This window comes from Cyanobium sp. PCC 7001, from assembly GCF_000155635.1.
In the GTDB taxonomy this organism is placed as follows: Bacteria; Cyanobacteriota; Cyanobacteriia; order PCC-6307; family Cyanobiaceae; genus NIES-981.
Map to the genome: position 1 here is coordinate 447,921 of NZ_DS990556.1, position 22,601 is coordinate 470,521.

20 protein-coding genes and 1 pseudogene are annotated in these 22,601 nt (G+C 70.3%); 9 read left to right on the forward strand and 12 right to left on the reverse strand.

Features of this window, described 5'->3' with window-relative positions; genetic code table 11:
* Positions 1 to 223 (reverse strand): annotated as a pseudogene (locus CPCC7001_RS02205) (hypothetical protein); the annotation flags it as partial.
* Complete coding sequence (locus tag CPCC7001_RS02210; RefSeq protein WP_198006501.1) at positions 220 to 1,233, reverse strand: ATP-binding cassette domain-containing protein; 1,014 nt, start codon at positions 1,231 to 1,233, stop codon at positions 220 to 222. The gene CPCC7001_RS02210 and the pseudogene CPCC7001_RS02205, both read right to left, overlap by 4 nt.
* A gap of 69 nt (positions 1,234 to 1,302) precedes the next feature.
* Between CPCC7001_RS02210 and CPCC7001_RS02215 the strand changes: the two genes are divergently transcribed.
* Both CPCC7001_RS02215 and CPCC7001_RS02220 read left to right on the forward strand, forming a co-directional pair.
* Positions 1,303 to 2,919, forward strand: a complete 1,617-nt coding sequence (locus CPCC7001_RS02215; RefSeq protein ID WP_006909743.1) for a hypothetical protein — start codon at positions 1,303 to 1,305, stop codon at positions 2,917 to 2,919.
* Between the two features lie 2 nt (positions 2,920 to 2,921).
* Positions 2,922 to 3,929, forward strand: coding sequence for a carbon-nitrogen hydrolase family protein (locus tag CPCC7001_RS02220; protein WP_225867148.1), 1,008 nt, complete (start codon positions 2,922 to 2,924; stop codon positions 3,927 to 3,929).
* Here CPCC7001_RS02220 and CPCC7001_RS02225 read toward each other — a convergent pair.
* Both CPCC7001_RS02225 and CPCC7001_RS02230 read right to left on the reverse strand, forming a co-directional pair.
* Complete coding sequence (locus tag CPCC7001_RS02225; protein WP_006911111.1) at positions 3,869 to 4,993, reverse strand: DUF819 family protein; 1,125 nt, start codon at positions 4,991 to 4,993, stop codon at positions 3,869 to 3,871. The two genes, CPCC7001_RS02220 and CPCC7001_RS02225, sit on opposite strands and share 61 nt — an antisense overlap.
* Positions 4,994 to 5,008: 15 nt before the next feature.
* The gene (locus CPCC7001_RS02230) at positions 5,009 to 6,409 is read right to left on the reverse strand and encodes a glutamine synthetase family protein (RefSeq protein WP_006911546.1); all 1,401 of its coding nucleotides are present in this window, start codon (positions 6,407 to 6,409) and stop codon (positions 5,009 to 5,011) included.
* A gap of 35 nt (positions 6,410 to 6,444) precedes the next feature.
* Here CPCC7001_RS02230 and CPCC7001_RS02235 point away from each other — a divergent pair, with 35 nt between their 5' ends.
* Positions 6,445 to 7,041 (forward strand): cysteine hydrolase family protein, encoded by a 597-nt coding sequence (locus tag CPCC7001_RS02235; RefSeq protein ID WP_006910331.1) that lies wholly within the window; start codon positions 6,445 to 6,447, stop codon positions 7,039 to 7,041.
* Here CPCC7001_RS02235 and CPCC7001_RS13920 read toward each other — a convergent pair.
* On the reverse strand, positions 7,013 to 10,609 hold the full coding sequence (locus tag CPCC7001_RS13920; protein WP_050757036.1) for an S-layer family protein: 3,597 nt from the start codon (positions 10,607 to 10,609) through the stop codon (positions 7,013 to 7,015). The genes CPCC7001_RS02235 and CPCC7001_RS13920 overlap by 29 nt on opposite strands.
* A gap of 673 nt (positions 10,610 to 11,282) precedes the next feature.
* Here CPCC7001_RS13920 and CPCC7001_RS02245 point away from each other — a divergent pair.
* Positions 11,283 to 11,981, forward strand: a complete 699-nt coding sequence (locus CPCC7001_RS02245; protein WP_006910649.1) for a DUF4079 domain-containing protein — start codon at positions 11,283 to 11,285, stop codon at positions 11,979 to 11,981.
* A gap of 43 nt (positions 11,982 to 12,024) precedes the next feature.
* On the forward strand, positions 12,025 to 14,109 hold the full coding sequence (locus CPCC7001_RS02250) for a glycosyltransferase (RefSeq protein ID WP_006910288.1): 2,085 nt from the start codon (positions 12,025 to 12,027) through the stop codon (positions 14,107 to 14,109).
* Positions 14,110 to 14,129: 20 nt separating this feature from the next.
* On the opposite strand, the gene maeA is transcribed toward CPCC7001_RS02250, so the two are convergent.
* Genes maeA through CPCC7001_RS02285 form a run of 7 tightly spaced genes read right to left on the reverse strand, consistent with a single transcriptional unit; the run spans position 14,130 to position 20,067 of the window.
* Positions 14,130 to 16,670, reverse strand: a complete 2,541-nt coding sequence (gene maeA, locus CPCC7001_RS02255; RefSeq protein WP_225867149.1) for an oxaloacetate-decarboxylating malate dehydrogenase — start codon at positions 16,668 to 16,670, stop codon at positions 14,130 to 14,132.
* On the reverse strand, positions 16,663 to 17,115 hold the full coding sequence (locus tag CPCC7001_RS02260) for a hypothetical protein (protein WP_006910490.1): 453 nt from the start codon (positions 17,113 to 17,115) through the stop codon (positions 16,663 to 16,665). Before CPCC7001_RS02260 ends, maeA begins: the two co-directional genes overlap by 8 nt.
* Positions 17,116 to 17,157: 42 nt before the next feature.
* Positions 17,158 to 17,751: a hypothetical protein gene (locus CPCC7001_RS02265; protein ID WP_006909845.1), complete on the reverse strand. Its 594-nt coding sequence runs from the start codon at positions 17,749 to 17,751 to the stop codon at positions 17,158 to 17,160.
* 13 nt (positions 17,752 to 17,764) lie between these two features.
* On the reverse strand, positions 17,765 to 18,397 hold the full coding sequence (locus CPCC7001_RS02270; RefSeq protein ID WP_006910280.1) for a PCC domain-containing protein: 633 nt from the start codon (positions 18,395 to 18,397) through the stop codon (positions 17,765 to 17,767).
* Positions 18,398 to 18,457: 60 nt separating this feature from the next.
* On the reverse strand, positions 18,458 to 18,772 hold the full coding sequence (locus CPCC7001_RS02275) for a hypothetical protein (protein ID WP_156796650.1): 315 nt from the start codon (positions 18,770 to 18,772) through the stop codon (positions 18,458 to 18,460).
* A 24-nt stretch (positions 18,773 to 18,796) separates the two neighbouring features.
* Positions 18,797 to 19,792 carry an isopenicillin N synthase family oxygenase gene (locus CPCC7001_RS02280; RefSeq protein ID WP_006909612.1) on the reverse strand — a complete coding sequence of 332 codons (996 nt, stop codon included), beginning with the start codon at positions 19,790 to 19,792 and terminating at the stop codon, positions 18,797 to 18,799.
* Positions 19,789 to 20,067: a DUF427 domain-containing protein gene (locus CPCC7001_RS02285; protein ID WP_006911077.1), complete on the reverse strand. Its 279-nt coding sequence runs from the start codon at positions 20,065 to 20,067 to the stop codon at positions 19,789 to 19,791. Before CPCC7001_RS02285 ends, CPCC7001_RS02280 begins: the two co-directional genes overlap by 4 nt.
* 147 nt (positions 20,068 to 20,214) lie before the next feature.
* On the opposite strand from CPCC7001_RS02285, the gene CPCC7001_RS02290 reads away from it, so the two are divergent.
* From CPCC7001_RS02290 to CPCC7001_RS02305, 4 genes are read left to right on the forward strand one after another with little or no spacing between them, the layout of a single operon-like run.
* Positions 20,215 to 20,412 carry a hypothetical protein gene (locus CPCC7001_RS02290; protein WP_156796651.1) on the forward strand — a complete coding sequence of 66 codons (198 nt, stop codon included), beginning with the start codon at positions 20,215 to 20,217 and terminating at the stop codon, positions 20,410 to 20,412.
* A gap of 8 nt (positions 20,413 to 20,420) precedes the next feature.
* Positions 20,421 to 20,864 carry a hypothetical protein gene (locus CPCC7001_RS02295; RefSeq protein ID WP_006911185.1) on the forward strand — a complete coding sequence of 148 codons (444 nt, stop codon included), beginning with the start codon at positions 20,421 to 20,423 and terminating at the stop codon, positions 20,862 to 20,864.
* 28 nt (positions 20,865 to 20,892) lie between these two features.
* The gene (locus CPCC7001_RS02300) at positions 20,893 to 21,936 is read left to right on the forward strand and encodes an SDR family oxidoreductase (RefSeq protein ID WP_006911468.1); all 1,044 of its coding nucleotides are present in this window, start codon (positions 20,893 to 20,895) and stop codon (positions 21,934 to 21,936) included.
* 40 nt (positions 21,937 to 21,976) lie between these two features.
* Positions 21,977 to 22,597 (forward strand): hypothetical protein, encoded by a 621-nt coding sequence (locus CPCC7001_RS02305; RefSeq protein ID WP_006909942.1) that lies wholly within the window; start codon positions 21,977 to 21,979, stop codon positions 22,595 to 22,597.
* Positions 22,598 to 22,601: the final 4 nt, after the last annotated feature.

Below are 22,601 nucleotides of genomic sequence, written 5' to 3' on the forward strand. Positions count from 1 at the left end.
AGTAGCGGCGCAGCTGCACCGGGCTGAGCCCGGCGGCCTCGGAGGCGCCCGAACCGCTCCACACGCCGAGCATGATCAGGGGCAGCACCCCCGAGAGCACCCACAGGGCGATCTCGGCGCGGTACTCGAGCATGTAGGCGTACTGGGTTTCCAGCAGCACCCGGGCGATCCTGCCCGCCCTGCTGACGGCCCTGGCGACGGTCCTCGTGACGGTGGGGCTCATGGCGTGCCCTGGGCCTGGCGATCCTCTCGGCGGAAGAGGTCGCCGATCAGCTGCTCGATGGGTGGATCACTCACCTCCAGATCGCTGATGGCGAAGGCACTCAGCAGGGACGCCACCCGTTCGGTGAGCTGCTCGCGCCGGATGCGCAGCCGCACGTGGTGGCCCTGGTGCGCATCCACCAGGCCATAGGCCGCGAAGCTGCCGGCCGGCTGCAGCTCCTCCAGCTCCAGCCGCACCTCCCGGTGGGGGGCCAGGTCCTGGGTGAGGCGGGCCAGCGGACCATCGTGGAAGAGCTGGCCCTCATGGATCAGCAGCACCCGTTCGCACAGGGCCGTGATGTCGCCCATGTAGTGGCTGGTGAGCAGCACCGTGGCGCCGGTGCGGCGGTTGTAGTCGTCCAGGAAGTCGCGCACGCGGGCCTGGGCATTCACATCCAGCCCCAGGGTGGGCTCATCGAGGAAGAGCACGGCAGGTCGGTGGAGCAGGGCGGCCAGCAGTTCGGCCTTCATCCGCTGGCCGAGGGAGAGCTTGCGCACGGGGCGGCGCAGCTCCGGGCCCAGTTCCAGCATCTCGGCCAGCTCGCCGATGCGGCGCTCGGCCGTGGCGCTGTCGATGCCGTACACCGCCGCATTGACCCGGAAGGAGTCGAGGGCGGGCAGATCCCAGATCAGCTGCTGGCGGTTGCCCATCACCAGGGTGATCTGCTGCAGGAACCGTTCGCGCCGCTCGAAGGGAACGCAGTCCGCCACACGCACCGAGCCGCCGCTGGGGTGGATCAGGCCGGTGAGCATCTTGAGGGTGGTGGTCTTGCCCGCACCGTTGGGGCCGAGGAAGCCCACCATCTCCCCTGGTTCGATCGCGAAGCTCACGCCCTGCACGGCGCACACCTCCCGGTAGCGGCGCTGCAGCAGGTGCTGGAAGGTGCCCACCAGCCCGGGGCGCTTCTCGGCCACCCGGTAGCGCTTGCTGAGCTGGCGCACGTCGATGATCGGCCTGGCGCTGATCGGCATCGGGTTGCGGCCCACTCCCGGCGCCGGCTCTTCTGGCGGCATTCTGGGGGGGCGCCCCAGCCGGTTGTCATGGCCCCGATCAAGCCGCGCTGGTGGGTGAGGGGCGACTGGGACGGGCTGCTGGGCCTCGCCCTCGACAACCTGATCCAGATCCTGCTGATCCTGGCGCTGTGCCGTGGCTTGCTCGGGTACCCGGATGGACTGGTGTTCGGCACGATCCTGCCGGCCACGGGCCTCAGCCTGGTGGTGGGCAACCTGGCCTATGCCCGCCAGGCGCACCGCCTCGACCGGCTGGAGGGCCGGGGAGTGCGCACCGCGCTGCCCTACGGCATCAACACGGTGAGCCTGTTCGCTTACATGTTCCTGGTGATGCTGCCCGTGAAACTCTCCGGCCTCGCGGCCGGCCTGTCCGAGGCCCAGGCGGTGACCCTCTCCTGGCAGGCGGGGCTGATGGCCTGCCTGGGCTCGGGCCTGATCGAGACGGGCGGCTCCTTCGTGGCCCAGGTGCTGCGCCGCTGGCTGCCCCGCGCCGCCCTGCTCTCCACCCTGGCGGGCATTGCCCTGGGCTACATCGCCCTGGGCTTTCTGCTGCGCACCTATGCCCAGCCCCTGGTGGGCCTGGCCGTGCTGGCGGTGATCCTGGTGGTGTACTTCGGCCGGCTGCGGCTGCCCCTGCCCGGCGGTCTGGTGGCGGTGCTGCTGGGCATGGCACTGGCCTGGAGCAGCGGGCTGCTGCGGATCGAGCCGGCCGCCTGGAGCCTGGCCACCGCCCAGCTGGGTCTGCACCTGCCGGTGCTTCAGCTGCAGGCCCTGTGGGAGGCCCGCGGTGAGCTGCTGCCCTGGCTGGGGGTGATCGTGCCCATGGGGTTGTTCAACGTGATCGGCTCCCTGCAGAACCTGGAGAGCGCCGAGGCGGCAGGCGATCGCTATCCGGTGCGGGAATCGCTGCTGATCAATGGGGTGGGCACCATGGCGGCGGCCCTGTTCGGCTCCTGCTTCCCCACCACCATCTACATCGGCCATCCCGGCTGGAAGGCGATGGGAGCGCGCATCGGCTACTCCTGGGTGAACGGCCTGCTGATGGGCGCCGCCTGCCTGCTGGGAGCGTTCGGGGTGATCGGCCAGCTGGTGCCGATCGAGGCCGGCATGGCGATCGTGCTCTATCTGGGCGTTGTGATGGCGGCGCAGGCCTTCGAGGCCACACCGCGCCGCCATGCGCCGGCGGTGGTGCTCGGGCTTCTGCCTGGGCTGGCGGGCTGGGGGGCGCTGATGCTCAAGGCCGGGTTGCGGGCCGGCGGCGCCGGCACGGCGGCCGCACCCTTCGGCCCGGCCCTGCTGGAGCCCCTGCAGCGGGCCGATGTGTGGGCCAGTGGCGCCTTCGCCCTGGAGCAGGGCCTGATCATCACGGCGATGCTGCTCTCGGCCCTGCTGGTGTACGTGATCGAGCAGCGCTTTCTGGCCGCCGCCCTCTGTGCCGGCGTGGCGGCACTGGCGTCCTGGTTCGGAGTGATCCACGCCTGGCGCTTCGACCAGGCTGACACGGTGTTGCAGTTGGGCTGGGGCGTGGGCAGGTCCTGGGCGGCGGGCTATGGGGCCATGGCCCTGATCCTGCTGGCCAGCGCCGTCTGGCAGCGGCGCCAGGGCCTGGCCAACCGCCCCACCAGCGCAATTCCCGGCGGAGACTGACCATGACTGACCCCCCCTCGATGCCCGAGCGCTACCGCCTGCAGACCTATGTCCTCCCCCAGCCCCCTGAGCCGGGGGAGGGGCTGCGGCTGGCGCTCTGGCAGGGCACCGGCACCGCGGCCACGCCCGAGGCGCTGGAGGAGAACCTGCAGCGGCTGGAGCAGGTGGCGGCGCTGGCTGCCGCCCAGCAGGTGCAGCTGCTGGCCTTTCCGGAGCTGTACCTGAGCGGCTACATCGTCACGCCTGCGCTGGCCAGGGCCCTGGCAGAGCCGCTGGATGGTCCCAGCCTTGGCCGCGTGGCCGCCGCCGCCCGCCGCCATGGCCTGGCGATCGCCTGTCCCTATCCGGAACGGGCGGAGGTGGGGGGTGAGGAGCGCTTCTACGACGCCATCGCCCTGTTCGACCGGGATGGAGCGCTGCTGCGCAACTACCGCAAGACCCACCTGTGGGGTCCGGACGAGAAGCGCTGCTGGAGCCCCGGCTACCTGCTGGACGAGGAGGGGTCCGCCTTCACGGTGCAACCGGTGAACGGCGTTCCCGTGGGACTGCTCAACTGCTACGAGGCCGAGTTCCCGGAACTAAGCCGCCGCCTGGCTCTGGAGGGGGCGCGCCTGATCCTGATCCCCACAGCCGCCGATGCCTGGGCCATGCTCAGCACCGGAGAGCACACCGACCGTCCCTATCCCGACGTGTCGCGTTCGCTCATCCCGGCGAATGCCATCCAGAACGATTGCTTCGTGGCCTATGCCAACCGTTGCGGCGAGGAGACCGTGAACGGCCGGGTGATGGCGGCCTATCTGGGCAACAGCGTCGTGGCCGGTCCGCACGGTGACCTGCTGGTGGCGGCCCGGCCCGAGCCCACCCTGCTGGTGGCCGACTGCGTGCCGGGCGATTACCCACCCCTGCACCCAGCCGCCACCCGCTACCTCGACGACCGCCGGCCGGAGCTCTACGAGCCCAGGCCCGCCACCAGCGCCGCCACCACCGCCGCCACGATCAGTCCGAGATAGGTGCCCACCAGATAGCCGAGCAGCCCGATGGCCACCCCCGGCAGGGCCAGATCGGGGCGGCGCACGGCACCGGCCAGGGCCAGGGCCGTGCTGGGGCCCCCCACCGCCGCCTGGCAGCCCACCAGACTCTCGGCCCGCCCCCATCGCCAGATCCGGCCGAGCAGCAGAACGCAGACGGCCTGCGTCGCCACCACCAGGGCGGCTAGCAGCAGCACCCAGCGCCCCTCCCCCAGCAGTCCCTGCACCGGCGAGTTGAGCCCGATCACCGTGAAGAAGGGCTGGATCAGCAGCAGGCCGAGGGGGTAGCTGAGACGGGCCCGTGCCACCGCAGGGATCTGGGCCGCGAGCAGGGCGGTGGTGGTGAGCACCAGGATTCCGGGCAGGCCGCTCCACCAGCGCTGCAGCACCCCGGTGGCGGCCTGGCTCAGCACCACGATCACCACGCCCCACAGCAGAGCCACGGCGCCCGCCCGGCTGAGCAGGGCCTGCTCCGGATGGGTCAACGGGTCGTCCACAGGACTGGCTGCCCGTTCGGCCTGACCGACGTCGGTGCGCCGTCCCAGCGCCAGGGAGATCAGAAACCAGAGGCTGAACACCACGTGGTCGGCGGCGGTGGCCACCAGGAGCAGGCTGTCCGGCGGCCGCAGGGTGCGTGCCACCGACACGAAGTTGAGGCTGCCGCCGCTGAAGGTTGCCGTGAACAGGCCGCTCAGGGCCGGCAGGTCGTTGCCAAGCGCTCTCCACAGCAGCAGTGCCCCCAGGGAGGTGCCCACCACGGCGGCCACCACCGAAGCCGCGAACGGCGGCAGCAGCCGCTGGGCGCCGGGCCACACCCGGCGCAGATCCACCGCCAGCAGCAGCAGCGCGATCGCCAGCGAGGTGAGCGGACCGTTCACCAGCGCCTCGGCGGCCGGCTCCGGCCGCCAGCCCAGCAAGTTGGTGGCCACCAGACCCAGGAACAGCACCAGCAGGGTCACCCCCAGCTGGCGACCGATGGCGGTGGCGCTGGCCAGCCACCAGCCAGCGGCCGTGAGCCCGGCGATGGCCAGCAGCGACTGCAGCATGGGGATCCGGCCGGCCTAGAGCCCCCCCACGATGGGCCACCAGCGGCTGGCCGCCAGCAGGGCTTCATCGCCCAGTCCCTCGGCCCGGCGAATCTCCGCCTGCTGGGAATCGATCAGGGAGGCATGCAGCGGATCTCCCAGGGCCCGGCGCAGCAGGGTGCTTGCGGCGAAGGCCTGGCTGGCCTCCGCGAGGGTGGCTGGCAGCCGCGGAGGGGCGGCTTCGCCCGAGCGGGCCGGATCCCCTACCACCGGCTCGGGCAGCGCTGGCCACGCCGTGCTCTCCTGCACGTCGGCGGGCGCTTCAGCCAGCACGGCCATCACCGCGCCGAGCAGCAGGTAGGGGTTGGCGCTCAGATCTGCCACCTTCAGCTCCAGGTGGGCGGAGGCACCGTCGGCCTCGGCGGGGATCAGCCGCAACGCCGCCTCGCGGTTCTCGATCCCCCAGGCCTGGAACGGCGCCGACCAGGTCCCCGGCGCCAGCCGCCGGTACGACACGGCGCTGTTGCAGGCCAAGGGCAGCAGGGCGGGCAGGTGCCGGAGCAGCACGGCCAGCAGGGCGGTGCCCTCCCGCCCAAGTCCCCCGGGGCCCTCGCCCCCCTCCAGCAGCGGCTGGCCGTGGCGGCGCACGCTCAGATGCAGATGGCCGCCGTTCCCCACCTGCTCCGCGAAGGGTTTGGGGCTGAAGCTGCAGCGCCAGCCGAAGCGGCGGCTCACCCGCTGAATCAGAAGCCTGGCCAGCACCAGCCTGTCGGCAGCCTGCAGCGGCGATCCCGGTGCCAGCGAGAGTTCGAACTGCCCCTGGCCATATTCCGGGTGCAGCTGCTCCCAGGCCAGTCCCGCCGCATCCAGGGCCTCGGTGAGCGCCGTGGCGTAGTCGAGAGCCTCCATCAGCCGGTCGGCGCCGTAGGGGCCGCCCGCCACGGCGGGCTGCAGTCCGTCATGGCCGCCGAGCACCATCCACTCCAGCTCGAATCCGGCCTGCAGGCTCACCCCATCGGCGGCCAGACGGCTCTCCAGGCGCTGGCAGAAGCATCGCTGGTCCGCCTCGTAGGAGCGGCCGTCGCGGTAGCGGCGCATGCCTGCGGCCCAGGCCCAGCCGCTGGCAGGCTCCAGCGGCGACACACTCGCCGGGTCCGCCACCAGCCGAAGGTCACCGTCGGGGCGGGCCAGCCGGTGCTCCGGATCGATGGCGCCGTCGCTGCGGAAGGCATCGGAGACCGGCGAGAAGCCCACGCCCCGGCGGGTCACGGCGGTCAGGGCCGTGGCCGGCACCACCTTCACCAGGGTGGCGCCGGCATGGTTGACCCAGGTCACGGCCAGGCGCGTGAGGCCGCGGCCGGAGAGCTGCTCCGCCAGCGCCGCCAGCTGGGCAGCCGTCGGGTCATCGTTGGCAACCATGGCGGCGGTGGCAGGCACGCTTCAGCATGGCGTCAGCCGGATGGGCTGTCCCCATGCCACCGAACACCGCCCTGCTGCTGGTGGATCTGCAGGAGGGCACCTGTGGCAGGGCCCAGCCCCGCACCAGGCCGGGATTCGACGCCCTGTTCACGCGCCAGACCCTGCCGGCAGCACAGCGCGCCCTCGCCCTGGCCCGCGAGCACGGCCTCGAGGTGATCCACACGGTGATGGCCAACCTCACCGCCGATGGCCGCGACCGCAGTGCCGACTACAAGCGCTGCGGCATGGGGTTTCCCCCCGGGTCCCTGGCCAGCCGCGTGATCCCTCCGCTGGCGCCGGTGGGGGATGAACTGGTGCTCCCCAAGAGTTCCTCCTCGCCCTTCAGCTCCACCACCCTCGACTACGTGCTGCGCAACATCGGGATCGACACGCTGGTGGTGATCGGGCTGCTCACGGACCAGTGCATCGATCACACCGTCAAGGACGGTGCTGACCGTGGCTATCGGATGGTGTGTCTCACGGATGCCTGCATGGCGGAGAGCCTGGAACAGCACCATCAGGCGCTGCAGTGCTTTCGAGGGTATGGCGCCCAGCTCACGGTGGCGGCCCTGGCGGGACTGCTCAGAGTGCCAAGGCCCGAGCGGGGTTGAGCGGATCAGCGGCGATCAGGCTGGGATCGAGGGGATTGGAGTTGCTGCTGTCGGGAGGCGGCAGCAGGGTTTCCGGCGGCGGCGGCGTGAAGACGATGGGCTCGTTCTCCATGGCGGCTGGGCCGGGAGACTCCGCAGCGATGGTGGCGGGCTCGGGGGACTGGTTGGCCTGGGAGGCGTTGCTGAGCGGCTCACCGGTGATCGGATCACTGCTGCCACCGCCGGCGGGACTGGCGGTGCTCAAGCCCTCGCCTGTGGAGAGAGCCAGGGGGCTGCTTTCGAGGGTGGTGGGTGCAGCATTGGCGCCGAGCGTTTCCCCGGTGATCGGATCGAGGTTGCCGGAGGCAGTGGTGGCTAGTGGGCTGGTGCTCAGCCACACATCGGCGATCAGGCCGGTGCTGCCCTCGCTGCCGGTGAAGCTGCCCGCCTCCCGGATCAGGTTGCCCTGATCGAGGCGCGGATCCACGCTGTAGCTCAGGCCGATGCGGCTGATGCCCTCTGTGGCCAGGCCGGTGAGTTCATCGCTCTGGCTCACCCCGTCGCTGTTGCGATCGCGCCAGGTGCGCAGGCTGCTGAACACGGCATCGTTGGCATCGATGGCGCCATCGCCGTTGCCGCCCTGCGCGATGGCATCGAAGCTGGCCAGGGCCTCGAAGCCATGGGCGGCGGTGCCGCCGCCGGGCAGGGGAGTGCTGTTGCCGAACAACTCAGCACCCGAGCTGATCAGGCCGTCGCCATCGCGGTCGAGCGCCAGGAAGGCCTCGCCGGCACCGATCCAGCCGCTGGCTTCCGGGGTTCCATCGGCATTGAGATCGAAGACCAGGGAGCCGGCTGGATCTAGGGCGGTGGTGGTGATACCTCCGCCATCGAGATCGAGCACCAGGGGGGAGGTCAGCTGGTTCACGCTCACGTCGGCGGCCACAATCAGCTGGGCCAGGCCGCTGCTGCTGTTGAACACCGTGTAGGAGCTGCTGCCAGCTCCAGTGAGACCCACTGGTCCGTTGATGGTGCCGGCGGAGGACCAGGTGCCATCCATGAGGTTGAGGGCATCGCCGGCATTGCCCGTGACGATGATCTGATGCCGCTGCTCAGTGGCCGGGAGGCTGTACGTCTCACTGGAGAAGCCGAGGCCGGCGGCCATGGTGCTATTGAGCGTGTTGAAGCCGGCCAGATCCTGGATGGCGGCAACGGAAAGGATGAGCGTGTTGTCACCGCTCCCGGTGAGGTCGATGCGCTCGATCGATTCGAGCCGTGAGGTCGAAAACGGGGTGGAGGCGCCCTGGTTGGCGATGGCGGCGAGATCCAGCGTTAGGCCGGAGACAGCGAGGCTGATGCTGTCGAAGCCTGTGCCGCCATCGATACGGCCCAGCTGTTCGGTGTTGCCGCCAGTGCCGAAGGGCGACTGCAGCGCCGTGATCATCGAACTGGTGACGGTGAAGGTGTCATCACCGGCGCCACCGAGCAGAACATCGGCGCCATCACCTGTAAGGGTGTCATCATCGGCTCCACCCGCGAGGGTTTCAGCCGCGGCAGTGCCGGGAAGGGTGTCAACGCCGCTGCCCCCGAGCTGATCGACGGCCGTTTGATAGAAGGCGCCGGAGGTGGAGCCGAAGATCACATAGGAGCGCCCGGAAGCGCTGCCATTTCCGGTGGCGCTGTAGGCACCCACGAGGAGATCTGCCAGTCCATCCCCATTGACATCTCCCGCCGAGGAGACACTGAATCCACTTTGGTCGTATGCCGTCTCACCATCGATCGCGAAGCCTCCGATTCCTTCCGCCACTTGGGCGAGGCTGACAGGAGCGGTGCTGGAGGTGCCAAACACCACGTAGGTACGGCCTGTGACAGTCGCGCCATCGGGCTTGGCATTGTTGGCGCCGATAATGAGGTCGGCTAGGCCATCGCCGTTGACATCACCCGCCGCGCTGACGCTGCGGCCACTGGTGTCGTAGGCGGACTCACCCGTGATGACGAAACCACCAGTTCCCCCAGCAATCGTGGAGAGTTCAACGAAGGAGGTGTTGTCAGACTTTCCAAACACCACATAGGAGCGCCCGGAATTGTTGCCATTGGCATCGTTGCCATAGGAGCCCACTAGGAGATCGGCAAGCCCGTCCCCATTCACGTCGCCGGCTCCGGCGACACTCCAGCCGCTGGCATCACTGGAGAAATCAGCTGACTGCTCGCCAAGAATGACAAATCCACCGATTCCAGCCGCAATGTCTGCGAGTTCGACAGGGTTGGTATTGACCGACTTTCCATAGACCACGTAGGAGCGTCCATTGGAGTAGGGCCCTGCGAAGGGTGCACCGATCAAAAGATCAGCCAGGCCGTCCCCGTTCACATCCCCTGCAGAACTGACGCTGTAGCCGCTGTTGTTGAAGGACGCCTCGCCGTTGATCACAAAGCCACCGTTGCCGGCGGTGATCTGCGCGAGTTGAACCGGCGAATAGAGGAGTAGGTCCTGTTGCGCCGGTCCCGATGCATTTCCGGCGGCATCGGTCGCCACAGCCACAACCGTGTTGACTGAGCCCAGCTCCAGCGAACCGTTGACGGGAAGCGCGGTGGTGGTGTCGATGCTCCAGGTGCCGCCGCTGGCGGTGGTGGTGTAGGTGGCCCCCCCGATGACGAGGGAGATCCGGGCGCCGTCCTCAGCCGTGCCGCTGATGACGGGGGTGCTGTCGTTGGTGAGTGGCGCGGAGGTGATGGCCACCGACGGAGGGGTGGTGTCGATGGTCAGATCGAGCAGAACGGGGGCCGAGATGTTGCCCGCCGCGTCGGTGGCGGTGACGGAGATCGCGTTGCTGCCATTGGCATCAAGGGCGAGTGCACCGCTGACGGGAAGCGCGGTGGTGGTGTCGATGCTCCAGGTGCCGCCGCTGGCGGTGGTGGTGTAGGTGGCCCCCCCGATGACGAGGGAGATCCGGGCGCCGTCCTCAGCCGTGCCGCTGATGACGGGGGTGCTGTCGTTGGTGAGTGGCGTGGAGGTGATGGCCACCGACGGAGGGGTGGTGTCGATGGTCAGATCGAGCAGAACGGGGGCCGAGATGTTGCCCGCCGCGTCGGTGGCGGTGACGGAGATCGCGTTGCTGCCATTGGCATCAAGGGCGAGTGCACCGCTGACGGGAAGCGCGGTGGTGGTGTCGATGCTCCAGGTGCCGCCGCTGGCGGTGGTGGTGTAGGTGGCCCCCCCGATGACGAGGGAGATCCGGGCGCCGTCCTCAGCCGTGCCGCTGATGACGGGGGTGCTGTCGTTGGTGAGTGGCGCGGAGGTGATGGCCACCGACGGAGGGGTGGTGTCGATGGTCAGATCGAGCAGAACGGGGGCCGAGATGTTGCCCGCCGCGTCGGTGGCGGTGACGGAGATCGCGTTGCTGCCATTGGCATCAAGGGCGAGTGCACCGCTGACGGGAAGCGCGGTGGTGGTGTCGATGCTCCAGGTGCCGCCGCTGGCGGTGGTGGTGTAGGTGGCCCCCCCGATGACGAGGGAGATCCGGGCGCCGTCCTCAGCCGTGCCGCTGATGACGGGGGTGCTGTCGTTGGTGAGTGGCGCGGAGGTGATGGCCACCGACGGAGGGGTTATGTCGGTATCCGGGCTGGGAAAAAAGCGCGCCAGATAGGCCAAGAGCGCGCGAAAAAGCAGCAGACGAAAGGTCGCGGAACTGCCAGGGGTTGCCGAGAACAACGATCGGAAGGTCACCGGAATCCTGGGGCTCGGCTTTTGTCGGAGGGTACTGAGTCCGCTCCAGAAAACCCCACTCTCATACCGCTTGCTGCATCGTCCACCCTGTGCTTCAGTCTTCCGCCTTTCTTTCCTGGGACTCTTGTCGAGATCGGCTTCTTGCGCGAAATCGGCCGGCGCTCTCACCTGCCTCGCATTGAACCCAAGCCTTTCCGTTGACTGTCAGGGCACTTCACAAGGGGCTCTGTGTGGAGAGGGAGCTGGTGACAAGTCAAACTCCATCAGACGAGGAGATCCGGGTGTGGTGTGTGGGCCTGAAGGGATCGCTCAGCGCTGATGAACTTCCAAGCCACTGTCCAATTCCTCGGGCTTTTTCGCAGACAGCCTGGGCGGGTAGAGCCAAGCTGCCCCTGCGCTTCTCTGCAGGCAGGTGGATGCCGAAGATCTGATGGTCTGAGTCGGGCGGGAGTACTGGAAGCCTCAGCGCGGAGGGGGCAAACCGAAAAGCTTCCTAGCCTGTACAGGTTGATGCCACTCCGGTTCCGTCCGCTTCCCATCGATGACCCCCACCGACTGGCTCTGGGTGCTCCATCCCGCCCTTGCCGTGCTGCTGGTGTACCCCCTGCTCGGGATGGTGCTCCGCCTTGCGAGCCAGACGCGCCAGCGGCGTGTCGAGAAGGTGAAGCTGCCCCCCACGGTGGGCGCGGAGCATGCCGATCTGGGCCGCTGGCTGGCGGCGGCCGTCGTGGCGATCGAGCTGATCGCCATCGCCGTCGTGATCGCCACCAAGACCCCGTCCGAGCTGACCCCGGGCCGCTCGGGCCTGCTGCTGCTGGTGCTGGCCGGCACCGTGGCCGCGCTGGTGGCTCTGTGGCGTTCCAGGGAAGCGATCTACCGCGCCTCCTTCGCGCTTCTGTGCTGGGCGGGCGTGATCGGGCTGGGCATGCAGCCGGAGGTGTGGCGGCTCAGCGATAACCCCCTCGATCCCGCCTTCTGGCAGTCCCACTTCTGGGGTGGCATCGGCCTCACCGGGCTGATGCTCTTCTCGGTGGCGGCCCGCCCCGAAATCCTGCGTCACCTCCGCTGGCGGCGCCTGCACATCAGCGCCAACGCGCTTGCCGCGTTGATCTTCCTGGCCCAGGGCATCAGCGGGCCCCGGGATCTGCTCGAGATCCCGCTGAGCTGGCAGAAGCCGGCTGTCTACGCCTGTGACTTCGCCAACAAGGTCTGTCCGCCTCCCGCCCCGGCTCAGCCGTGATCGCCCAGGGATCGGTGTTCGTCGCCCCTGACCGTCCAGGCTGATGCGACTTCCCTGGGCTGTAGGGCTGCTGCTGCTGCTGGCGGCCCGCTACGTGCACTGGCGGGTGACGAGCACCCTGGTGCTCGATGATCTCCTGGTGGGCAGCCTGAGCGTGCTCGTGCTGCTGGCCGAGCTCTGGCTCCTGGTCCACAGCTTTCTGCAGCTGCTGTTCAGCCTCGCCCCCGACCCCGGCATCCGCGCCCGGGTCGAGCGGGCTGCGCTGGTGCTCGAGCAGCGGCTGCAGGCCAGTGATGCCGCCCGGACGGGGTTGCGCGCGGCACCAGGCGTGTCCTCCCTGCCCGCCTTCTCCCTGCCCAGTGTGGATGTGCTGATCCCCACCTACGGCGAGCCCCTGGAGGTGGTGGAACGCTGCCTTCGCGGTTGTCTGGCCCTCGACTATCCCCATGTCACGGTGTGGCTGCTGGATGACGCGGCCCGGCCGGAGCTGGCGGCACTGTGCCGGGCTCTGGGCTGCCGCTACAGCGCCAGGGAGGAGCGGCACCATGCCAAGGCGGGCAATCTCAACCACGTGCTTCCCCAGCTCCGCGGCGATCTGATCGCGGTGTTCGATGCCGATGTGGTGCCCCTCGGCAGCTTCCTGCGCCGCAGCGTGGGCCTGTTCGCCGAGGAGCAGGTGGGGCTGGTGCAGACCCCCCAGACCTACATGAACGCCGATCCGGTGATCCGCAACCTGCGGCTGGAGCGCTGGCTGATGCCGGATGAGGAGAGCTTCTACCGCTGGATCGAACCGGTGCGGCAGGGGGTGGGGGCGGTGGTCTGCGCCGGCACATCGTTCCTGGTGCGCCGTTCCGCCCTGCAAGCGCTGGGGGGCTTCGACACCGCCACCTCCTCCGAAGACCTCTCCACCGGCATCCGGCTCACAGCCGCCGGCTGGGAGTGCCTGTTCGTGCCCGAGAAGCTCAGTGCCGGACTCGCCCCCTTCACTGCCGCGGCGATGGCACGGCAGCGCTGCCGCTGGGCCAGTGGCACCCTGCAGACCCTCCGCAGCGGCGCCAACCCGCTCACCATCTCCGGATTAACGCCCCTGCAGCGCATCGCCTTTCTGGAGGGCATCCTGCACTGGTTCAACGCGCTGCCGCAGCTGCTGCTGGCGTTGACGCCCCTTGCCATCGGACTGTTCGGCGTGCTGCCGCTGCAGGTGAGCGCCGACGGCCTGCTGCGCTACGCCCTGCCCTTCTTCGCTGCCCAGCTGCTGCTGGCCCGCTGGTTCAGCGGCCAGGCCCGCACCGGCTTGATGCCCGAGCTGTATCGCTGGACCTTCCTGCTGCCGCTGGTGGCCACCATCGCCCGCTGGCTGTGCCGGCGCCCGGCCCACTTCCAGGTGACCCCCAAGGGCCTGGCCCGCGGCAGGGTGGTGGGGGCCGACCCGCGGCTGTGGGTGCCGTTGCTGGGCCTGCTGGTGGTGCAGCTGGTGGCCCTGGTCAACCTGCTGGGCTCCAGCCCGGATCCCAGCATGCCGGATCTCGATCCGATCAGTCCGGCCAGCCTCGCGTTGGGCCTGGCGTGGAGTGGACTGAACAGCCTGCTGCTCGCCCTGGCCCTGCGCAGCTGCTGGGACCGGCCGCGCGGCAGTGAGCTCCCCTGGTTTTCGCTGCAGGCCTCCGCCCACCTGAACGGACTGCCCTGCCAGCTTGGCGCCATCAGCGAGGGGGGCGTGGAGCTCAGCGGAGCCCTGCTCAGCCCCGGAGCCACGGCCGTGCTGCGCTGGGGCGCCGCCGGGCCCGATGCCGAACCCGGCGGCTGGCCGGTGCGGGTGGAAGCTCGGCGCGGCTCCAGCCTCGGCTGTGTGTGGGGCGAGCTCACCGACCTTCAGCGCGAGCGGCTGCAGCAGCTGCTCTACCGCCAGCCGGGGCTCTGGCCGCAGCGCCGGGCACCGCTGGAACCCGTGGCCTTGATCGTGGTGCTGGCCCGGCTGTTCCAGCCCGTTCCTCCCGATGGCTGGTTCCGGCGCAGCCTGCTGCCGATCCGGCTGGGACACCGCCCGCTTCGTTCGGGCTCGGTGTCTCCCCAACCGCTCTGGAGGCTGCTGCCGTTCCGGTCTGCGCCTCAGGGCGTCTCCCCGTAGCTGCCCGACCCGAAGCCGCCTTACCCGTAGCCGCCCTGCCCATAGGTGGCCTCCCAGGTGACCTGATCCAGGCAGCGCCGGGCCTCCTCGGGGGTGGTGGCCAACCGGGCCAGCCCTGCGGCCACCGCTGTCGTGGCCACCGCCTCCGCCACTGCCCGCGACACCGCCCGCACCTGCCGCAGGGATGGCATCAGGGGTGCTTCGGGGTCCTGGGCGGCAGGGATGGCTGCGGCCAGGGCCTCCAGGGCGGCATCCACCATCGCTTCACTCACCCGCTCGGCACCCACGGCCACGGCGGCGAAGCCGAGGCCGGGATAGAGGAAGCAGTTGTTGCACTGCCCGATCACCCGCTCCCGGCCGTGCCACACCACCGGTGCGAACGGGCTGCCGGTGGCCACCAGGGCGCGGCCGCCGCTCCAGGCCAGCAGATCGGCCGGGGTGGCCTCCGCCAGGGCGGTGGGGTTGGAGAGGGGAAGGATCAGGGGCCGCTCGCAGCCGGCGGCCATCGCCTCCACCACGGCCTGGCTGAAGGCCCCGGCCACCGTGGAGGTGCCGATCAGCACGGTGGGCCGCACCTGGCGCACCACCTCCAGCAGGCCGATCCGCCCGTCAGCGTCGCGCTGGTAGTGCGCTCCTTCCTGGGCAGCTCTGGCCAGGCCCCCCGCCGGGCCGCCGAGTCCGGGCTGGCCTTCCACGATCAGGCCATGGCGGTCGAGGGCCCACAGCCGCTCCCTGGCCTGGTCGGCGCTCAGACCGGCGGCCTGGAGCAGCCGCAGCAGCCGTTCGGCGATGCCGCAACCGGCGGTGCCCGCCCCGAAGATCACGATCCGCTGGTCCGTCAGGCCGGCGTTCAACCCGCGGCAGGCCGCCAGCACCACGGCGGCGGCCACGCCACTGGTGCCCTGGATGTCGTCGTTGAAGCTGGGGGCCCGGTCGCGGTAGCGGTCGAGCACGCGGCGGGCCTGGGACTTGCCGAAGTCCTCCCAGTGCAGGAACACGCCGGGGAACACCTGGGTGGCGGCCGCAACGACGGCATCGAGGAAGCGGTCGTAGGCCTCGCCCCGCAACCGCGGCTGGCGCCGACCCGGGTAGAGCGGATCAGCCAGCAGCTGCGGGTTGTCGGTGCCCACATCCAGCACCACGGCCAGCACGCGGCTGGGATGGAGGCCGCTGCAGAGCGTGTACACCGCCAGCTTGCCCTGGCAGATGTGGATGCCGCCGACGCCCTGGTCGCCCAGGCCCAGAATCCCCTCGGCGTCGGTGATGAGCAGCAGGTCCACGGGGCCATCGCTCGCCTGGCGCAGCAGCTCCGGCAGCCGGTCCTGCTGCTCCGGCGTCAGGAAGACACCCAGGTCGGACGGCTGATGGCTGTGGCTGTAGCCCTGGATCACCCGGCCCACGGTGGGGGTGTAGACCACGGGCAGGGCGGCCTCGATGTGCTCCTGCAGGAAGGCATGGAAGAGGGTGCGGTTGCTCCGGCGCAGCCGATCGAGATACACGAACCGCTCCAGCTCTCCTTGCAGAGCCTCAAACCCCCGCCACGCCCGCTCCACCTGCTGCTCCAGGGTCTCCACGGCCGCGGGCAGCAGAGCGTCGAGCCGCAGCAGCTGGCGTTCCTCGCGGCTGAAGGCCGTGTCGCGGTTGTGTCGGGGGTCGGCGAGCAGGGTGGTGCCCTCGGGCCGCAGGAAGCGCTCCCCGTCGGGGCTGGACTCCACCCGCACGCGGTAGTGCAGCTGCGAGCCCACGCCCGTGCCCCGGTAGTGGCCGCTCACCGGGGCGGCCAGCCTGTGATCGGCCGCCGCCACCAGGGTCACGTGGCCATCGGCCACCGCCAGCCCGAGGCTGGGGTCGTAGGCCCGCCATCCCCCGCCCGGCAGCCACACCTCCGCCCAGGCGTGCAGCTCGTGCTCGCTCACCTCGGGCGGGTGGTGCATCGAGTAGCCGCTCACGAACCGGGCGGCGAGGCCGAGACTGCGGCAGGCCGCCACGTAGAGCATGGCCGTGTCGCGGCAGGCGCCCCGGCGCTGGGCCAGGGTTTCCTCCGGCTGCAGCGGTTCGCCGTCGAAGCGGCCCACGTGGTCGAAGGTGTGGTGGATCCGATCCGCCAGCAGCATCAGCAGATCGGTGGTGCGGTGTCCCGCTTCGGCGGCCAGCTGGGCGGCCCAGGCCGCCACGCTCGCTTCGGCGCCTCCGAGGAAGGGGGCCAGGGCCTGGGCGGTGGCCGGGGCATAGCGCAGGGGCAGTTCCTGGGCCGAGGGGTCGGTGAGGATCCAGGCGAAGGGGTTGGAGCGCAGGGTTTCCACCACCGCCGTGGTGTGGATCCACAGCTCCTGCCGCAGTCCGGTGAACCAGATCTCGGTGGTGTCGCTGCCCCCGGGCTCCTCCACGGCCGTCCAGCCCGCGGCGGGTTCACGCACCGTGAGGCTGTGGCTCAGCAGCCGCTGGGCGCCGTTCTGGCGGGGCGTGAGCCGCAGGGTGTGCGGCTCCAGGAACACCGGCTTTTCGTAGTGGTAGTGGAGGGTGTGATGGATCCGGAAGAACATCGGGTCTGGCTCAGGCACCCGGACCGGATCCGCCCGGCCTGTCGTGACCGTCGTAGCCGCCGAGGGAACGGAACATCAAACCACCACCCGAGGCCATCAGCACCACCATGGTGAGCAGGCTCCAGAGGCTGGTCTCCCGGAAGCTGAAGAACAGGCTCTGCAGCACGCCGGCGGCCACGGCCGCAAGGGAGGCCCAGATCAGGAACCAGCCCGCCTTTTGCCAACGGCCGGCGAAGAGCAGCACCACCCCCACCGCCAGCGGCACCATCAGCAGCCCGAACCCGTCGCCGACGCCCCGCGCCAGGGTGCCCGAGAAGAAGGAGCCGTAACCGCCGCCGCGGCCGATGCCGAAGCGCAGGGCGGATCCCACCATCACCTGGTTGCTGAACAGGAAGATGCCCGCGCCGAAGAGGCTGCCGCCCACCAGGAACAGCAGGAAATCCTGAACGGGATGGCGCTGCATGGCGGGAGCAGGCTGGGCTCGCCGTCAACCTATGGCACAGGGCTAGGCCCGAGGTCCGGGTTGAAGGGCGATGTGGCAGCGCAGCACGGCGAGGGCATCATCCGGCAGGCCCAGAAAGGCATCCAGCACGGCATCGCCGCTGGCCGGAACCCGGGCCACCCCCACGAGCAGGGCCTGGCCATCCGCCCCGAGCGGTGCGCCCTGCCCCCGATGCCGTTCGCCCCTCACCTCCCCGGTGCTGAGCAGAGTGTTCACCTGCAGGGCAGGGGGGCGGTAGAGGCCGGCCAGGCTGCAGTGAAAGCGGGCCCTGAAGTGGAGGTCCACGGCTCCTGAGGCCGGATCGAGCTGGCCGTCCAGTTCCAGGGGTTCGATGCCGATGCGCACCCCGGGGGGGATCGGTACGCCCAGGATCCGCGTGGTGCGCCAGCTGAGATCGGGAATCCTCAGCAGGGCCGGATCGAAGTGGAGCGGCCACGGGCCTGCCGCCGGAACGGCAGCCGGTGGCGCCAGGGCGATCCCCCCCCCACCGCGGGCGTCGTAGCGGAAGCGGGGGTAGCGGCCGATCGCCAGGCCGCAGTCATCGAGGGTGGTGAGCCGCACACTGCTGCTGCTGGCTGGGGAGGATGCATCGGCCATGGCGGTGCGGGGCTCAGAAGCCCCGCAGGTGCTCCAGCTGGCCCTGGGCGTGCAACTCCGCCAGGGCGTCATAGCCGCCGATGAAGGCCCCATCGATGAACACCTGGGGCACGCTGCCGGGCTGACCGGGCTCGGTGACCCGGTGGGGAATGCTGAGGGTGCGCAGCATCCGCAGGGCCCGGGCCGAGAAGGGGCAGCCCGGCAGCACCGCGATCTCCACCCGTGGCTCCTGGGGCTGCACGGGCTGCGGTGGCATCGGCGCAGCGGCCATGGCGGGGCGAGCGGTGGCGCCGGCCTCGGGACCCAGCTGGATCGGCTCGGGGTCGAACAGCCCCACCAGCAGGTCGGCACCCTTGAGCACCAGGGTGCCCGGCTCGAGATGGCCGCCCCACACCTGGCAGGCATCGTCCGAGAAGCTCAGGTGCAGGTGCACCCCCCCGGCGGCGATGGTGCCCTGCAGCGTGATGATCTCCAGCTCCCCGGCCAGGAGGGTGGGGCCAGCCTTGCCGGGACATTGAAAGGCCGCCTGGGAGAGGTTGCCCACCACGCTGAGCACGAAGCCCGAGCCCCCTTCCTGGGCCGCCACCTGCTCGAGTGCCTGGCGCACATCGGTGCCGGGTTCGAGGTGGAGGGCCAGGAAACGCATCGGCAGAGTGCAGGGAGTGGCTGTACAGCAGCGCAAACCTATCGCCCTCCCCTGCGAGCCTCAGAGCGTGCGTCCCGGCGGTGCGGCCTCCAACGAGCCCTGGGGCTGTCGCTGGGGGGCCGGAAGGGGAGGGAGCCGGCCGGGTGGACGGCGGGAGGATTCCAGCGCCGCAAGCCCCGCACCGATCGCCAGCAGGCCCAGCACCAGCCACCAGCTGCGGCGCAGGCCCCGGACCCGTCCGCCGGGACTCGTCTGGCGGCGGACCTGCCGCTCCGCGTGGAGGCCCAGGGGACGACCGCAGCGGCCGCATACGTACCGCCCGGCCAGGCTGCGGTCGGCCTTCACCGACCAGCTACCGCAGCTGGGACACGCCATCGACAGGAAGTGGCATCAGGCCTCTCAGCATGCCGAACCGGTCAGGTTGATGCGGTGCAGCACGGCCTCGAGGGCATCCGCGGCCAGCTCGGCGGCAAAGCGCTGGGGATGGTGAGCGCTGCAGCAGCTGGGGAACGGTTGCAGCACCGTGGAGGGCCGCGGATGGCAGAACTGCACAACGCTGAGGCGCCCGCCGGTTTCACCGGGCTCAGCCACCACGCGGTGCCAGCCGCTGGGGATCAGCCCGTTGCTGAGCCGCTCCAGCATCAGGCCACTGTTGAGGATCACATGTCCATCGGGGGGAGTGGCCTGCACCCAGCGCTCCCCCACCAGCACCTCGAGTCCGGGGGCCGTGGCCCTGGGCAGGGCCGTGATCAGATTGATGTCGGCGTGGGCCGCCGCCCACACATGGCCCTCCGCCGGTGCCTGGTGGATCGGCGGGTAGTGCACCGCGCGGGTGAGCGTGGGCGCCTCCTCCACCATGGCGTCGAAGAGGGCCTCATGAACGCCGAGCCCCACGGCGATCACCCGCAGAAACCGTCGCTGCAGATCGGCGATGGCCCGGTGGAAGGCGCCGAGCACGGCGCTGATCCCCGGCACGGCCTCCTCCGGCAGCAGCTGCTGCGGGTAGAGCACGGGAAAGCGGCGGCGCAGCGGGTGGCCCGCGGGGAGGGGCTCGGCCCAGTTGAGCATCTCCTTCCAGTCGGCCAGGCTGGCGCCGGCGGCGGTTTCCACCAGATGGCCCGTGTAGCCCGTCTGGCCGCAGGCCCCGTCCGCCACGAAGGCCTGTTTGCGCGTCTCCGGCAGGCGGAAGAACTGCTCCAGCAGGCCATAGGCGTCATCCAGAAGCGCGGAAGACAGGTCGTGGCTGGTGGTGACGAAACCGGTGGCCAGGCTGCGCTTCACCCCATCCACCACGGCGGCGCGGGCGGCGCTGTCGCCCCGCTCGAACCGCAGCAGATCCACATCGAGCACTGCGGCGTCGTCGTCGGGACCGGTGAACCCCTGGGCCAGGGTCATTGCACCGTCACACCCTTCCAGAACGCCACCCGGCCGCGGATCTGGCGGGCGGCGTCCTTGGGCTCGGGATAGAACCAGGCGGCGTTGGGATTCACCGCGCCGTCCACCACCACGTCGTAGTAGTGGGCCTCGCCTTTCCAGCCGCAGACACTGCGGTGCTCGGAGGGCTGCACATGGGCCGGATCCAGCGCCTCCGCAGGGAAGTAGGCATTGCCCTCCACCATCACGATGTCGTCGCTGCTGGCGATCACCGCCCCCTTCCAGCTCGCTTGCATGGGCCTGATTCCGTTCCGCTGATGCCATCCATCCTGGCGCCCCGGGATGGGGGGAGCGGGCCTGGGCCGGCCGGCGCTAGGTGCAGATGCTCTTGCCAAAGCCGCTCCGCTCCAGTTCAGTGGCTCCATCGGGAGAGCGTGATGGAGATGCCCTCAGCCCCAGCCTCCTGGCGCCACCGTGGCTGCCATGTGGACCTGGCTGCCGACTCCACCCACCACACCCTGTTCCGCGTGACCCATGCCAGCGGCGTGTCCCTCGGGGAAGCCGCCAACCTGGCCGAGGCCCGCCAGCTGATCGACCGCGAACTGCCCCTGCTGCGCCAGCGGCTGGCCGCCACGGCCTGACCTGGTCCATGAACCCCACCCTCTCCGAACGGCTGCGAGCCCGCCGCATGGAGCCCTACTGGCGGGCCCATCCGCCCGTTCGCTGGGGCGTCGCCCTGGAACAGCCTCTGGCGCTGCAGGTGCTCGAGGCGGGCACCACCCCAACAGCAACAACAGCCTCCGCGACAGCTGCGCCCATGCCGGAAAGCGAGCCTCCCGCATTGGCGGACGACCTGGCCATTCCTTCGGCCCTCCCCGCGGCCATCAAGGATGCTCCGCCTCATCAGGAGCTGGTGCTGCTGCTGCTCACCGCAGTGGTCTGGCTGATCGATGGCTGGCGGGCTCTGGGGCAGGCCTGGAAAGCAGGGGAACGCCTGGGCTCCCTGCCATCACGACAGAGGCCGAACTGGTCCGGACGTGCCCGAAACCGAGCCACCCGCCACCAGGACCTGCACGTGCCCGCGCTTCCGTAGCGTCTGCCGCAGCCCCAGGTGCCAGCCCGTGTCTGCCGATCCCCACCCCGAGTCCGGCGGGCTCGCCCCTGGGCTGAATCAGGAGGACTGGCACCGCATCGGCGCCGCCCTCCGCTACATGGGCCGGGATCTGCACCACCGTTCCTACGCGGTGACGGCGGAGCGCCGTGAGCTCCTGTGGCAGGAGATGGACGCCTGCCTCCATCTGGCCGAGAGGATCGAGGGGCAGACCGAACCCGTGGTGCTGCGGGCCTCGCCGGGCTCTCGGGCCTGCTCCCTGGTGACGGGTGCCTCCAGTGGCATCGGTGCCGCCCTGGCCCGGGGCCTGGCCAGCCAGGCGAAGCACGCTGCGGCCCCGCTCGTGCTGGTGGCCCGGCGTCTCGATCGCCTCGAAGCCCATGCGGCCCAGCTGCGCCGGGACCAGGGCGTGGAGGTGCACTGCCTGGTGAGCGATCTGGCCGAGCCCGGGGCCGCCTGGAGGCTTCTGCGGCAGCTGCAGGAGCGCGAGCTCACCGTGCACACCCTGGTGAACAATGCCGGCTTCGGGCTCGGCGGACCCTTCGAGCGGCTGCCCTGGGAGCGCGCCGAGGCGATGCTGCAGCTGATGGTGACCGGCTGCGCCGCCCTCTGCCATGGCGTGCTGCCGGCGATGCAGACCGGCGGTGGCGGCCGCATCATCAACGTGGCCTCCCTCGCCGGACTGGTCCCGGGCCTGCCGGGCAGTGTGCTCTACAGCGCCTCCAAGGCCTTCCTGATCCGTTTCTCCCAGTCGCTGGCCCTGGAGAACCGGCAGAGCGGTGTGCGGGTGATCGCCCTCTGCCCCGGCTACGTGCACACGGAGTTCCACGCCGTGCTCGGGGTGGAGGAGCGCATCCGCCGCAACCTTCCCGGGCTGCTGTGGATGGAGGCCGACGATCTGGCCCGGCGCACCCTGGCCGCCCTGGATGGTCGACGCACGCTGGTGGTGCCCGGCCTGGTGAACCGCCTGATCGCCGGCCTCACCCACTGGCTGCCGGAGCGACCGGCCGGCCGACTGACCACCGCCTTCTCCCGCCGCTATCGCCGCCGCTGACGGGCTGGGCCAACATGCCCGCAGCCACGCCCCACTGCCCGTGAAGCCCTTCTCCGCCGCCTTCTGCCTGGCCGCTGCCCTGGGCCTGCCGGCCGAGCCCCTGGGCAAGTCGGCCATGGCCGCCCCCATGCCCGCTCCCCAGGTGGGGGAACCGGGGGTGTCGCGGCTCAGTGGTGAGGCGGTGTACGGCTTCGGCTGCGTGGAGGATGCCGGCCGCTACTGGATCGGCCTCGGACTGATCCCCCGTCCCACCTACAACGTGGTGGTGAATCCGATGGCGGTGCCCCCGCTCCAGGGTTCGGGATTGGCCCCTGTCGCCGAACTCAGCGGGGCAGTGGGTGCCGGCACGGTGGCCCACCGCTGCACCTCGATCGCCACCCGGCTCACCAATCTGGCCCTGGCCACGGGCACGGCTTCGCCGCTCGGGATTCTCACCCTCACCCAGTTTCTGCAGGCCGGCGTGGTGGCGGGTCAGCCGGTGATCGCCATCGGCCAGCTGGCCCTGCCCGACGTTCTCGCCACCCTCCCCCTCGGCAGCGACCCCCACAAGGCGCTGGCCAGGGTCACCGAGCGGATCCGGCGGGTGTCCACCGGTCCCGCCATTGCCGAAGTGCTTCTGCGCGAAGGCCTGGTGGAGTTTGTGGAGGTGCCGCTGGACTGACGGG